The following is a 13,620-nucleotide window of genomic DNA, read 5'->3' as shown; positions in this document are numbered from 1 at the left end:
GATATTGCGCTGTGCAGAGGGTTTTCGTCTCGATAGATGAACATCTCCGCGCACGCCCCCGTCCGGGCGCCGGTTTCCCCTGGAATGACGAGCGTGCCCCGAAGCTTACGCGGAGTTATGGGTGATCATGCGATGCACATTCGGGCGCACTGACCATATATCCAGAAATTCACAGGATGGATTTCATGACGCCGACCGATCTTCGCCATTGGGATGAGCTGGACCGGAACAAGTACCGGGACGAACGTGAGGTGGTGGCCGAGCTGCTGGCCGCCGAACCCCTGACGCCTGACGGTCGCGCGGCGGTCCTGAACGACGCCATCGGCCTGGTCGAAAGCGCCCGCAAGAGCCAGAAGCGCCAGGGCGTGGTCGAGAGCTTCCTGCAGGAGTTCTCCCTGGGCACCCGCGAAGGTCTGGCGCTGATGTGTCTGGCCGAGGCCCTGCTGCGCACGCCTGACGCCGACACCCGCGATCGCCTGATCGCCGAGAAGATCGGCTCGGCCGACTGGGCCTCGCACCTGGGTCAGTCGGACAGCCTGTTCGTCAACGCCTCGACCTGGGGCCTGATGCTGACCGGCAAGCTGGTCGACGTCGACGATGAAGCGCGCAGCGACCTGCCGAACTTCCTCAAGCGTCTGGTCGGGCGCCTGGGCGAGCCGGTCATCCGCCAGGCCGTCGCCACCGCCGTGAAGATCATGGGCGAGCAGTTCGTCGTCGGCCGCACCATCGAGGCGGCGCTGAAGCGTTCCGACCGCGAAAACTGGCTGTGCAGCTTCGACATGCTGGGCGAGGGCGCCCGCACCGCCGCCGACGCCGAACGCTATGAAAAGATCTACGCCGACGCCATCGAGGCCGTGGGCAAGACCGCCAAGGGCGAAGGCCCCGAGCGCGGCCATGGCGTCTCGGTCAAGCTGTCGGCCCTGTCGCCGCGCTATCAGGCGGTGCAGGAGGACCGGGTGTGGGAGGAGCTCTATCCCCGCATCCTGCGCCTGGCGCTGATCGCCGCCAAATACGACATCAACTACACCATCGACGCCGAAGAGGCCGACCGTCTGGCCCTGTCGCTGAAGCTGCTGGAGCGGCTGGCGCGCGAACCGGCGCTGGGCGACTGGCAGGGCCTGGGCCTGGCCGTTCAGGCCTATCAGAAGCGCACGACCGAGACGGTGGCCAAGCTGGCCGAACTGGCCAAGTCGTCGGGCCGTCGCCTGATGGTGCGCCTGGTCAAGGGCGCCTATTGGGACACCGAAATCAAGCTGGCCCAGGTCAACGGCCGCACCGACTATCCGGTGTTCACGACCAAGCCGGCGACCGACCTGAACTATCTCGTCTGCGCCAAGGCGCTGATCGAGGCCTCGCCTTATATTTTCTCGCAGTTCGCCACCCACAACGCCCACACCCTGGCCGCCGTGCACCGCATGGCCGCCGATCGCGGCGTGACCATCGAGTTCCAGCGCCTGCACGGCATGGGCGAGGCGCTGTATGACGGCGCCAAGGTCGAGTGGGGCGATGTCGTCGTGCGCGCCTACGCCCCCGTCGGCGGCCACGAGGAACTGCTGCCCTATCTGGTGCGCCGTCTGCTGGAAAACGGCGCCAACTCCTCCTTCGTCCACGCCCTGCTGGACGAGCGCGTGCCTGCGGCCGACGTGGCCGCCGATCCCATCACCTCGGTCGAGGCCCAGCCCGATCGCCATCCGAAGATCCCTGTGCCCATGAACATCTACGGTGACCGCAAGAACTCCCTCGGCCGCGACTATTCGCAGGCTTCCGACCGCGAGCTTCATGCGGCGGCCCTGGAGCGCGTCGACAGCGAGAAGCTGACCGCCGGTCCGATCATCGGCGGAAAACTCCGGGCGGGCGTGAACCCGCAGGACGTCACCAACCCCTATGACCGCAGCCGCGTGCTGGGCCATGTCTCCGAAGCCTCGGTCGAGGACGTCGACGCCGCCGTCAACGCCGCCGCCGAGGCCCAGGTCGCCTGGGACCGTCTGGGCGGCGCGGGCCGCGCCCCGGTGCTGCGCGCCATGGCGGACGCTCTGGAAGCCGAACTGGACCGTCTGGTCGCCCTGCTGTCGCGCGAAGCGGGCAAGACGCTGAACGACGGCGTGGCCGAGGTGCGCGAAGCCGCCGACTTCTGCCGCTACTACGCCCTGCTGGCCGAGCGCGACTTCGGCGGCCGCCAGACCCTGAAGGGCCCGACCGGCGAGACCAACGAACTGGTCCTGCACGGCCGCGGCGTCTTCGCCGCCATCAGCCCGTGGAACTTCCCGCTGGCCATCTTCACCGGCCAGATCGCCGCTGCGCTCGCCGCCGGCAACGCCGTGGTGGCCAAGCCCGCCGAGCAGACGCCGCTGATCGCCGCCGAAGCCGTGCGCCTCTACTACAAGGCCGGTCTGAACCCCGATCTGCTGGCCCTGGTCCCGGGCCGCGGCGAGACCGTCGGCGTGGCCCTGACCAACCACCCGGGCATCGACGGCGTGGCCTTCACCGGCGGCACCGACACCGCCAACGCCATCAACCGCGGCCTGGCCGCGCGCCCGGGCGCCATCATCCCCTTCATCGCCGAGACGGGCGGCCTGAACGGCATGTTCGTCGACACCACGGCGCTGAAGGAACAGATCATCGACGACGTCATCCTGTCGGCCTTCGGCTCGGCGGGTCAGCGTTGCTCGGCCCTGCGCATCCTCTATGCGCCCAAGGATTCGGCCGACGCCCTGATCGAGGGCCTGAAGGGCGCGCTGGCCGCCCAGGTGCTGGGCGATCCGACCGACGCCAGGACCGACATCGGCCCGGTGATCGACGCCGAAAGCCGCGCCAACCTGGAAGCCCACGTCGAGCGTCTGTCCAGGGAAGCCAAGATCATCGCCCGCGCCGAACTGCCGGCCGGGGCCGACAAGGGCGACCTGTTCGCCCCGGTCATCGCCGAGATCCCGACCCCGGACTTCCTGGAACGCGAAGTCTTCGGCCCGATCCTGCACGTCTATCGCTACGACCCGAAGGATCTGGAGACGGTGGCCGGCAAGCTGGCGGCGCGCGGCTTCGGCCTGACGCTGGGCGTCCACAGCCGTATCGACGCCTTCGCCCGCGAAGTGATGGAGCTGGTCCCGGCGGGCAACGTCTACGTCAACCGCTCGATCATCGGCGCGGTGGTCGGCGTCCAGCCCTTCGGCGGCGAAGGCCTTTCCGGCACCGGCCCCAAGGCCGGCGGCCCCAACAGCCTGATCCGCTACGCCGCCGAGAAAGCCATCAGCATAAACATCGCCGCCCAGGGCGGGGACCCGGCGCTGCTGAACCTTTGAGTTAGCGGGCGAGACAGTTAGCTGTTCTGGTCTGCTCCTTGATCAGCAGTTACCCGACCAGCCAAAAACTAGATGGGGCTGAGGTTTTGATCCCAGCCCCCCCCCGCTCTCTCTGTAGCGCGCCACTTCGATTTGGAATGTCGGACACTTGAAGTTGGAGCAAAAGCGGCCGGTGGTTGAGGCCACTTAGAGGGGCGTTTGAGGGGCCTTTAAGGCCCCTTTTTCACGTCTGCCGTCCGGTGGCCGGTGATCTTGGACGCGAAGCCAGCGCCCTCGAAATCAGCCGTATGTTCGGCGGTCTCAGTGATCCAGTCGCCGAACATTTCATCACGCAGGCCCAGAACCGTGAACGGCGTCTGCCCCAGGGTTTCGGGGCGGCCGGGCATAGTCAGGTCCACGCCCTTCTGGGCGCGTTGCGACTTCGCCAGTTCGGCCTCGGCCGCCGCCTTGGCCGTCTCCTCAGTCGGAAGATGCTTCGCAGGGTCTTCACCGGATCGCCGGACCCAGCCGTGGCGAACCGCGTCCGCCCCGCCCTGGCGTCGCGCCAGCGGGCGCGGACGGAGCCATGTTCGTCGCGGTCGGCCTCTAGCAGGCTCCAACGGATCAGGTCACCCTTCGCCCGGTCCAGGACGATGCCGGGGAGCGCCTTGGCCCGATACCGACTGGCCGGTGGTTGAGGGAGGGAAGACCAAGCGGCCGCCCTTGAACGCCGCCACCGCACCATGCAGGCGGCTCAAGCGCGTCAGGAAGTGCATGTCCAATTCATTATCCTGGTCGATATGGGCCACGGCGCGGCCGGCCAGGTCGGGCGCGACAGCGGGCGTCAGGCTCTGCTCGGCCGCGATCTTGGCGACGATGGCTCCGATGGTGGTGTCATGCCGCCTTCAGACCCGCCCGCATGTCGGCCGACTTGGCGCAAATGGTCAGGATATCGGGCGGCCCCTCGGGCTGCGTTTCATCTATAGTCGACTGACCCATATAGGCCAGCTCACCGCCCACATAGCCCAGCGACACGCCCAGAACGACCCTCCGCGTCGGCGGCTCGATGACATAGCCCGCATCGTCCAACACGATTTCCAACGTGTCGGCGTCGTCGCCCGAGTTGTCGGTGACGATCCGCATCAAGTGCGACCGGATCACGGCCGAACGATCATTCGCCCCCCACCATCAAGCGAAAGTCGGGCTTCAGTCCCGCAGTTTCAGCCTTCTGCGTTCGGGGGTAGTCGGCAGGTCCGGCAGGGTCACGAGAACACCGGCCGGAAGAACGGGGGCAGGTCCGCCAAGTGCGAGTTGGCGCCCAGGACTGCCTCGGTCGCCTTGCCGGGTGGTGATTTGACGGCTCATGCGGCGCCGCTCTGGGGCTGGGCCTGGTCGGGCGAGGTCTCTGGCGGGACCGCGCCCAGGGAGAGGCGGAAGTCTTCGCGGAGGGGAGCGCCCGAGGCGTCGAACGCACCCTCGCCCGTCCGCCGCTCGACGCGCTCGATCAGGGATTCGCCCCAGACGTTGCCCCGACCGTCCGTCAGCACCTGGGGCTTATGGGTGCGGGCGGCGGCCACAAAGCTATCCACGCGATCCATGGCGTGGCGTTGGCCCGGATAGCAAACGCCTTCAATGTCGATGGTCATGTCTTCGCCCAGCACTCGGCGGCCGGACTACCTCCCGCGCGGTCCATGCGAGCGACGCGGATTTCCAGCGTCTGCGAGAGCTGGCGATAGGAGCCCTCCTCCATGGAGAAGCGGATTTCGCCCAGGGTCATAAGAACGGTGATGGATCAGGCCGCGTCGTGCAGTCGGCGCCGCAGCTCGGCGGCGATGTCTCGGTCGATCCGGCGGCCCGTGGTCTGGTCGCCGCCGCTCTGGACCGAGACGTGGATGGTCAGGGTTTCGATATGGACGCCGCCCGTGCGCGGCCCGGCGGGAGCGGCCGAGGCGGCGGACATTGACGAGGCGGCCGGCTGGGCGATGGCGGGCAAGGCGGCGCCCGCCACAGGCATGGCGCCGACCACGGCCGCGCCGATGGCCGCGACGCGGCGAACCGCCGTCCGGCCGCCGCGATCCAGGCCGAGGGTCAGGCCCGCGATGGTGTCGGCGCCCAGACCCCATGAAGACCCGCGACGGCGACCGGATGCCAAGCCCCGACTTGAACCACCCCACGGCGGGACTGGCCGTCTCCATGACCGCGTTTTTCACGCTGCCTGTCATGGAGCGGATGCCGTTGATCAGGCTCTGAAGGATCATCCCGCCCCAGCCGCTGAACCGCGCCTGAAGGCCGCCGAAGAAACCCGTCAGGCCGGACCATGCGGCCCGGATCGTGTCCATGGGCCGCCACGCCAGGACCGCCCGAATATTGGGGATGCCCATGCGGATGCCCGCCACGAACAGGCCGACCGGCGATAGCTTGAAGGCGATGGCCAGCACCCGGCCAAACTTGCGCCCCGCCTCGGCGGCGCTGGTCACGCTCTTGTCGGCGGCGTCAACTGGCGTCAGCAGGCGGCCGAACCACCCGGCCACCTTGCCGACGCCATCCGCGAAGCCGTCCCATAGAGGCTTGAGCGGGGCGAGCATCGAGCCGATGGCGGACAGCGCCGGGGCGAACGCCTTGCCCAGGGCCTGACCCACGCCGCCGAAGAAGCCTTGATGGGCTCCCAATACTTGCGGACGACCAAGGCCGACGCCGACGACTGCGGCAACGGCGGCCGCCCCGATCAGCACAACAGGATTGGCCAGCGTCGACAGGTTGAAGCCGATGGCGGCGAGACGCATCCGGCCGAAGAGGCCGATGACCTGGGTCGCCCCCGTCTTGAACGCCGCACCGCCGAGGCCCCCAGGGCCGAGCATGGTTTTCGCCATGAACAAGGGTCCGAGGATGCCGACCACGGCGTTGCCGACCGCCCCGGCCAGCCCGGCCACTGCCCAAACGGCGGTCTTGGCCAGGAACGACTCGCTTTCTCCGGCGCGGCTCATCCAGTTGGAGACGGACTCCAGCACGGTCGCCGCCGCGCCAACAGCGGGCGCGAGGATTTTGCCTGCCTCCACGCCCAACTTGTGCGCATTGTTGTAGGTCAGCAGGGTGCGGACCAGGGCGCGGACGCCCATTTCCGGGGACACGTAGACGACGAATTCCGCGTCCGTCTGATCCTTGGCCTGGCCTTGCCAGGTGACGCCGGAGACGCGGCGGATATTGCCGGGATTGTTGTTGCGAACGCCGCGCGTCGGACGGCGAGCCGTTTGGCCCTGGGTCATTTTGGGTGTGGCCCCCGTGACGCGCCGCCCTAGCGCGAGCGCAGGGTCATCAGGCCAAAATGACGGGGGTGGCCACACTCCGAAGAACTTCGGTCCGGGGGCTCAATCCTCGAAAAGATCGAGCGTGTTCTGCTCTTTGAACGCCAGTCCGAGGCGGCGGTTAACCTGGTGGTATAGTTCGACGGTGCGGCGGTGGACGCCCAGCACCTTGGCCGTCTGGCCGTTCGACAGGCCGTCGCGGCGCATCTGGCGCATCGCCTGTTTGCGGCGCTCGACCGACGACAGCTGGCCGAGCGGGATGATGATTCGGTTCGCCACCGCCTTGGCCGGGCAGTTCGGCGACGAGTCCGACAATAAGCTGGCGCGCATGAATATCGAGGTGATGCACTCCATCATCCTGAAGCTCGCCATGGCCGCCGCGACCAGCGACGGCGCTGAAGGTGAAGAGGGCGGGAAGGCCGTCGTTCTGGACGCCGAGGTCATGTTCATGAGCCGGTCACTTCAGGCCGAGTTCAAGAAAGAGGCGATCAAGAAGCTGGACGAGGCCGTCCAGTCCGGCGACGCCGAAGCGGAGGCGATGCGTAGCCAAGCGCATCCTGTTCGGCTGATGGCGGCCGACCGTTGGGCCGACGCTGGCCCCCTGATCAACTTCCACCCGTATCAACGACGCTGGCTGGACGACAAGTCGAGGTTTGAATCCTGTCGCGCGGCGAGCGCCAGGCGAAGGAGGCGATGGAGGCGGCGGTGACCCACGCCTGGACCACGGCCACGGTGACGCGCCGACCCGGCCGCAGGACATGGGCTTGGTGCAACGCATCCTGGACGACGGCGAACTGATCGAACGGGGCCGACCGTCGCAGCGTCTATGTCTTGGAGACCGACGGCCGCCTGGCACCTGGCAGTGCGGACGACCGGCGCGGGAGAGCTGGCGGCGCTGACCCAGTTTGTTTCCAGCGCTCGCGCCACAGACGCCGTGCGTCGTCGCGGCCGGAAAAATCGGAAGTAGGGGGAGCGTGGACGGAGGGTCGCTAGCCCCTCTTGGTTTGACATCACTTGCCGTAATCGTCGGCTGTATCGCACTCCTGTCCATGGCGCCGGAACCGCCGCCCCGTAAGACAAGACCGCCGTCGTCGATGCAAACAATTCACCGACTCAGCCGTCAGCGCGCCTAACCAACGTCAAAGCTGAGGAGGTCCGCCACGACCTTCAACCGCTCCTCCCCCGGCTGGCGAATGGTGAACTTTACCCTGGTCTCCCGAACCCGAAAATCACCCACTGTGAAGACGGCGACACGCTCTGCCAGATGGATCAGTTGATGTTCCTGCGTGAATGGAAGGCCGCGCGCGAAGGCGACTACGCTGCACAGCGCAACGTCGCCTTTTGTTTCCGACGATCATCCACCTGCAGCGTCGTGCCGGATCGGATTCAGGGCTGCGCTTGGCGCGTCATCATCATCGATGCTGCCGACTCCTAAATGCATGAAGGTGATATCTCCAATTTCGAGCTTGAGTGTGGCCAACTCAGTCAGGCTGGACGGATCGCAGCGGACGCCCAAGCCTCCCGCATTAAAGGTTTGATCGAGCAGGCGAGTGGCGAGAATTTAGGTCCCAGTTCGCGCCAACCTGTGAGGGGGGCACCTCGGCCTGAAACCTAGACAGGGCGGGCATTCGCCCAGTTCGACGCGAACTGGGACCACAAGGTCCCGGTTCCGCCGCTTGCGTTTAGGTCCGTCGCGCTCGCTCACCAGCCAATCCAGCCCATCAATCAGGCTTCCCTCAAGCTTGCGTCATGCTGACCTTAGCCCGCCATTGCGGGCGTTTGGGTCGTCCAGGCGCTGGCCTAAGGGCGGCCTAAGGCTTCTTTGCGCCGCCGACCACCGCCGACAAATTGTCTAAGATCAAGTGAGCGAGGTCTGTCTAAATCGGCGTTTCCGTTAGACAACGATTGCGCGCCGACCGCCGACAAATTTTTGAGGGAAAGCCTTGGCCAGTAAAGGTTTGTCCCACGTTGTTCCGCACTGGCCCCCCTTTCTAAACCCTAGTGTCCCCTAACACTCTCCCTCCATGTTGACGTTCTGCAATAAGAGACCTGCCAGTTTATGTTAGCTCTTTACGAAGGGTTTTGCGGGATTTCCCACGACTGTCGTATATGGTGGTACATCTTTAGTTACCACTGCGCCCATGCCGATGACGGCTCCCTTGCCGATTACTAATGGTTTTGAGAGGCTGCCCTGCTTTATTACCACGTTTGTTCCGATGTAGGCGTGGTCATGTATGTGAACATTTCCGTTGCAGTGCACGCTCGGAGCGAATGTTACAAAATCTCCAATTACGCAGTCGTGCGCAACGTAGGAAAAGATGTTTGCGTGGAAAAATCTTCCGATCTTGGTGTTTGATGTAACAATAGTGTTATGACAAAGTATTGCGCCTTCTCCAATTTCATTGAATTCGTCAATTGTACATTTCTTTGAGTTTAGATTAATCGGCTTTGCGCCGTTCATTATGCATTTCGTTGCTATTTTTTCTCGAAGTTTTGAGTCGCCTATTGCGATGTTGAAGAATTTTTCTTTACACGGAATGCTAAAAAAGTGATCTTCGGAGATAACCTTGTAACCATTTATTTCACTGAACTCCGAGTGCATTTCAACGAAATAGAGCTCTATATCGTTATGTCCTGATCCCGGTAGTGAATCTTTATCAACTATAGGCATAACTTCTCGGGCGAATCCTCCCGCGCCGAAAAGACCAAAAATAACCTTGCTATTTTCATTGCCTGTGTCTGGTTGGTGTTTCATTTTTCTTTCCTTAGCAGCGAATCTGTTTGGATGTAATTGTGTAATTTCTTCACTCGTTAGTTGTTGTTATGAGAATAAATATTCTCCGTTTTGAAGACTAAGATAGCGAATTGTTTGCGATCGAACAGCTAACCTGATTTTCTGGGAAATGGTCCAGAACGAACTACGGCGCTTTTAGTTGACCTATCGATCAGCTCGCTGATCCACCGGGCAGTGTCAATCAATTGGTTCAGATCGTAGCCGGTGGAAAAGCCCGCTCGCTCCAGCATGTAGACCAGATCTTCGGTGGCGATGTTGCCGGTCGCGCCGGGCGCGAAGGGGCAGCCGCCGATGCCGCCGACCGAGGCGTCCAGCACGTCCACGCCCGCCTCGACGCCAGCATAGGCGTTGGCCAGGCCGGTGTTGCGGGTATCGTGGAAGTGCAGGCGCAGGGTCGCGTCGGGCGCGGCCTTTCGGGCGGCCTCGACCTTTTTCGTCACGCTCCACGGATCGCCGACGCCGATGGTGTCGGCCAGGGCGATCTCCTCGACGCCCAGGGCGGCGATGCGGGCGACCAAGTCGCCGACCTGCTGGACTGAAATCTCGCCGTCGAACGGACAGCCCCATATGCAGGACAGGGTGGCCGACAGCTTCGGCGTCGCGCCGGGCGCGCCGTCTGCATTGGCGCGGCCCGCCATGATGGCGGCCAGCATCTGCACCTGCTGGTCGACGGTCAGGCCCTGGTTCTTCAGGCCGAAGCCGTCGGTGGCCGACAGGGCGACGTTGACCTCGTCCACCGCCGTGCCGAGAGCGCGGTCGTAGCCCTTGCCGTTCAAGACGAGGCCGATGCGGCTGCGGCCCTCAAGGCGGGGCAGGGCGGCCATGACCTCTTCGGCGCCCGCCATCTGGGGCACGTATTTGGGGTGGACGAAGCTGACCGCCTCGATGCGTTTCGCCCCGGCCGCCTCCAGCCGCTGGACGAAGTCGGCGCGCACGGCGGGCTCCAGCACCGTCTTCTCGTTCTGCAGGCCGTCGCGCGGGCCGACCTCGACGATCTGGATGAAACGTCCCATCAGCGGGCCCTCCGTTCGCCTGAACCCGCCGGCGCGTAGACGGTCAGGCGCACGTCGTCGCCCGAGGAATAGTTGTGGCCGGTGACCACGCCGACGGCCCGCCCGGCGGCGCCCAGGTCGGCCAGGGCGCGGCGGAAGGCCTCGTCGTCGCGGGCCTCGACGATGGCAGGACGACCCTCGGCCAGGGCGCGAGCGGCGCCGGCGCCGTCGGTGAGCTGGGTGTCCTTGCCGGTCAGGAAGACGAAGCTGGGCTCATGGAAGGTGGTGATGGCCACCGGCCCCGGATAGCGGCCCTGGGCGGGGTTCAGCTCGGCCGAGTCCAGCGTCTGTACCAGGCGGGGCGCGATCGACAGCGGGCGCAGCTGGCGGATGGTCCCTGCCAGGCCCGCATGGGCCAGAATGCCGAAGACGACGGCGATCAGCACCCCGGTGATCGCCGCGCGGTTGACCAGCAGGAAGCCTCCGACCGCCGCGGCCATGACGGCGAAGACGATGGTGACGGTGGCCCAAGTCTGGGCGGTCGAGCGGCCGAACTCGGTCAGGCCGTAGACGGTGATCAGGCAGATGACCACGGCCGCGAACAGGCCCAGCAAGGCGCCAGTCACCCGCGACACCTTGCCAATCGGCTGGGTCAGGGCGGCGGCGGCCAGCAGGGCGATCGCGCCGAAGATGGGCAGGGTGTAGTGCCACAGCTTGGTCGGGGCCAGTTCGAACATCAGCCAGGCCGGGACCAGCCAGCAGACGGCGAAGCGGATCGCCGGCTCGGCCCGGCGATGCCAGCCCGTCGCCAGGGCGGCGGGCAGCATCAGGGTGACGGGGAACAGCAGCAGCGGCGACAACAGCACATACATGCCGGGGAAGCCGCCGTGGCTTTCGTGCGCGCCCGCGATCTTGGGTGCCAGGTCGCCGCCGATGGCTTCGCGCCAGAAGCCGCCGTCGGTGGCGATGGTGATGGCGATGGCCCAGGGCCCGACCAGCAGGGCCGTCAGCGGCAGGCCCCAGCCCCATCCCAACTGCCCCAGCCATTTGATGTTGCGGTCCCAGATCGACAGGGCGATGACGGCCAGCGCCACGACCAGAAGGCCGATCGGTCCCTTGATCAGGATGGACAGGCCGATCCCGACCCAGAAAAGCAGCTTGTGCAGCCGGTTCGACTTCTCGCCCGCCCGCGTGGACATGTAGATGCGCGCCAGCGCCGCCATCGACAGGGTGGTCAGACCCGCCAGCATGGCGTCGGTCTTGGCGATGCCCGCCTCGGTCGACAGCAGGAAGGTCGCGCCCAGCATCACGCCGGCCAGGAAGCCCGCCCTGTTGCCGAACAGGGCGGCGCCCGCCCAGGCCACGGCCCAGGCCGCCAGCATGGCGCCCAGCAGCGACGGCAGGCGATAGGGCTGGATGGTGCGGTCCTCGACGTCCGAAGTCACGGCCACGGCGGCGGCCTGCATCCAGTAGATGCCGATGGGCTTCTTCCAGCGCGGATCGTCCTGGAAGCGGATGTCGACATAGTCGCCGCCTTCCAGCATCTGGGCCGTCGCCTGGGCGAAGCGGCTCTCGTCCCGGTCCAGCGGCGGCAGCAGCAGCAGGCCGGGCAGGCCGGCGATCAGGGCCAGCAGGGCCGCAAGGACAGGGCCGCGCCAGCCGGCGATGTAATGATCCAGGTTCGGGCGGTTCATGGCGCACTCGTATCACGCCGGACGCGGCGTCCGGAAGCTTCGCCTTGTGCGACGGCTGTGGACGCGCCGTTTCGCCGAGGCGCGGCCTGCGCTAAGGAAGGCCGATGACCGACCGCTCCGCTTCCTCGCCCGACATTTCCGTCGTCGTGCCCGTGCATGATGAATCCGGCGCCGCCGTGCCCCTGGCGCGCGAAATCGCCGAGGCCTTCGCCGGGCGGTCCTATGAGATGATCTTCGTCAACGACGCCAGCCGGGACTCCACCCTGGCCGAGCTGCAGGCGGCGATGGCCGAACTGCCCGCCCTGCGGGTGCTGTCGCACGGAACCAACGCGGGGCAGAGCCGGGCGGTGCGCACCGGCGTCCTGGCCGCGCGGGCGCCGATCATCGTCACCCTGGACGGCGACGGCCAGAACCCGCCCGCCGACGCCCCGCGCCTGGTCGACGCCCTGATCGCCGCCCCGCCCAGCGTCGCCCTGGTCGGCGGCGTGCGCGCCAAGCGTCAGGACAGCAACGCCAAGCGCCAGGCGTCGCTTTGGGCCAACCGCATCCGCAGGAAACTGCTGGGCGACGACGCCGATGACACCGGCTGCGGGCTGAAGGCCTTCCGCCGCGACGTCTTCCTGCGCCTGCCCTACTTCGATCACATCCACCGCTACCTGCCGGCGCTGATGATCCGCGAGGGGTATGAGAACCGCTACCTGGAGGTCGATCACCGCCACCGCGAGACGGGCCGGTCGAAATACACCAACTGGGGCCGGCTGCGGGCGTCCTTCTCGGACCTGCTGGGCGTGATGTGGCTGAAGTCCCGCTCTCGTCGCCCGGGGGCGGTGACGGAGTTCTGAAGCGGCGGCCGGCTCGCTCATGAGCGGCCTGCTCCCACGCCCTTCCTTCCAGCACCCCGTCATCCTCGGGCTTGACCCGAGGATCCAGTTGTCTGCCTACTCAACGGTCGGCCGTGAGCACGCCGCTGTGCTCGATCCTCGGGTCAAGCCCGAGGGTGACGGCGGAGTGTAGGGGACAGTGGGGAGGATGCAGGGACAGTGGGCGGGGGCGCCATCGCCCCCTAGCTGAACGCCAGGAAGATCACCGCCACCACGGTGGCGTCGAACAGGCGGGCGGCGAGGCTGAGAGCGGCGGGCATGGCGCGATCCGAGGACGGTTGAGCCTGGGTCCTCGCAAGTCAGGCGCCAGTCGCCGTCAGATCTCGGTCTTGCGCGCCCGACCCGGCGAGGGGCGCCGGTCGTGCCGTCCTGAATATTCCCGGCCCAGATAGGTGGTGCGCGCCGCGTCCAGCACCGGAGCGCCGCCCTTCAGCCCGCGCTTCTGCCCTGACTGGCCCAGCACCTGAGCGGCGAAGGCGGCGGGCGGCGGGGGCGGGGTGACGGCAGGCTTTGCCGGGGAGGCGGCAGGATCGGCCGCCTGATCCGCCGCTTCGGCCTCGGTCGGGACCAGGGCGCGCGCGCGACGCCGTTCGCGACGGCGACGGTCCTTGTCGCCCCGCTCATCGACCACGGGGTCGTTCATCGGACCCGCCGCGCCGATCGGACGGATCTCGTCCGTCAT

Annotated in this window: 13 protein-coding genes; 4 read left to right on the top strand and 9 right to left on the bottom strand. The window is 66.3% G+C overall.

The features are described from left to right. Positions 1 to 185: 185 nt before the first annotated feature. A complete protein-coding gene (putA, locus tag PIB44_RS14030; protein WP_278069829.1) occupies positions 186 to 3,296 on the top strand; it encodes a bifunctional proline dehydrogenase/L-glutamate gamma-semialdehyde dehydrogenase PutA in 3,111 nt (1,036 codons plus the stop codon). A 209-nt stretch (positions 3,297 to 3,505) separates the two neighbouring features. Here the strand turns inward: putA and PIB44_RS14025 are convergent, their stop codons facing one another. From PIB44_RS14025 to PIB44_RS14005, 5 genes are all read right to left on the bottom strand, one after another. Further along, complete coding sequence (locus tag PIB44_RS14025; protein ID WP_278069828.1) at positions 3,506 to 3,895, bottom strand: hypothetical protein; 390 nt, start codon at positions 3,893 to 3,895, stop codon at positions 3,506 to 3,508. A 274-nt stretch (positions 3,896 to 4,169) separates the two neighbouring features. Further along, positions 4,170 to 4,436: a phage late control D family tail protein gene (locus tag PIB44_RS14020; protein ID WP_278069827.1), complete on the bottom strand. Its 267-nt coding sequence runs from the start codon at positions 4,434 to 4,436 to the stop codon at positions 4,170 to 4,172. A 200-nt stretch (positions 4,437 to 4,636) separates the two neighbouring features. Continuing rightward, positions 4,637 to 4,921 (bottom strand): phage tail protein, encoded by a 285-nt coding sequence (locus PIB44_RS14015; protein WP_278069826.1) that lies wholly within the window; start codon positions 4,919 to 4,921, stop codon positions 4,637 to 4,639. A gap of 27 nt (positions 4,922 to 4,948) precedes the next feature. Then, positions 4,949 to 6,538, bottom strand: coding sequence for a hypothetical protein (locus PIB44_RS14010; RefSeq protein WP_278069825.1), 1,590 nt, complete (start codon positions 6,536 to 6,538; stop codon positions 4,949 to 4,951). A gap of 102 nt (positions 6,539 to 6,640) precedes the next feature. Further along, entirely contained in the window at positions 6,641 to 6,856 is a 216-nt protein-coding gene (locus PIB44_RS14005; protein WP_278069824.1) for a helix-turn-helix domain-containing protein, read from the bottom strand. Between PIB44_RS14005 and PIB44_RS14000 the strand changes: the two genes are divergently transcribed. Both PIB44_RS14000 and PIB44_RS13995 read left to right on the top strand, forming a co-directional pair. Beyond that, entirely contained in the window at positions 6,840 to 7,286 is a 447-nt protein-coding gene (locus tag PIB44_RS14000; protein WP_278069823.1) for a hypothetical protein, read from the top strand. The two genes, PIB44_RS14005 and PIB44_RS14000, sit on opposite strands and share 17 nt — an antisense overlap. A 567-nt stretch (positions 7,287 to 7,853) precedes the next feature. Then, complete coding sequence (locus PIB44_RS13995; RefSeq protein WP_278069822.1) at positions 7,854 to 8,012, top strand: hypothetical protein; 159 nt, start codon at positions 7,854 to 7,856, stop codon at positions 8,010 to 8,012. Positions 8,013 to 8,639: 627 nt separating this feature from the next. On the opposite strand, the gene PIB44_RS13990 is transcribed toward PIB44_RS13995, so the two are convergent. The 3 genes from PIB44_RS13990 to PIB44_RS13980 form a co-directional block, all read right to left on the bottom strand. Beyond that, on the bottom strand, positions 8,640 to 9,332 hold the full coding sequence (locus PIB44_RS13990; protein ID WP_278069821.1) for an acetyltransferase: 693 nt from the start codon (positions 9,330 to 9,332) through the stop codon (positions 8,640 to 8,642). A gap of 128 nt (positions 9,333 to 9,460) precedes the next feature. Continuing rightward, positions 9,461 to 10,384: a hydroxymethylglutaryl-CoA lyase gene (locus tag PIB44_RS13985; RefSeq protein WP_278069820.1), complete on the bottom strand. Its 924-nt coding sequence runs from the start codon at positions 10,382 to 10,384 to the stop codon at positions 9,461 to 9,463. Continuing rightward, on the bottom strand, positions 10,384 to 12,057 hold the full coding sequence (locus PIB44_RS13980) for an ArnT family glycosyltransferase (protein ID WP_278069819.1): 1,674 nt from the start codon (positions 12,055 to 12,057) through the stop codon (positions 10,384 to 10,386). Before PIB44_RS13980 ends, PIB44_RS13985 begins: the two co-directional genes overlap by 1 nt. Positions 12,058 to 12,161: 104 nt before the next feature. Here PIB44_RS13980 and PIB44_RS13975 point away from each other — a divergent pair, with 104 nt between their 5' ends. Further along, on the top strand, positions 12,162 to 12,899 hold the full coding sequence (locus PIB44_RS13975; protein WP_025978661.1) for a glycosyltransferase family 2 protein: 738 nt from the start codon (positions 12,162 to 12,164) through the stop codon (positions 12,897 to 12,899). Between the two features lie 355 nt (positions 12,900 to 13,254). Here the strand turns inward: PIB44_RS13975 and PIB44_RS13970 are convergent, their stop codons facing one another. Then, on the bottom strand, positions 13,255 to 13,620 hold the full coding sequence (locus tag PIB44_RS13970; protein WP_025978662.1) for a hypothetical protein: 366 nt from the start codon (positions 13,618 to 13,620) through the stop codon (positions 13,255 to 13,257).

This window comes from Brevundimonas sanguinis (genome assembly GCF_029636725.1).
Classification (GTDB): domain Bacteria; phylum Pseudomonadota; class Alphaproteobacteria; order Caulobacterales; family Caulobacteraceae; genus Brevundimonas; species Brevundimonas sanguinis.
The sequence above is the reverse complement of the archived record's forward strand: the minus strand, read 5'-3'. Positions and strand labels throughout refer to the sequence as shown.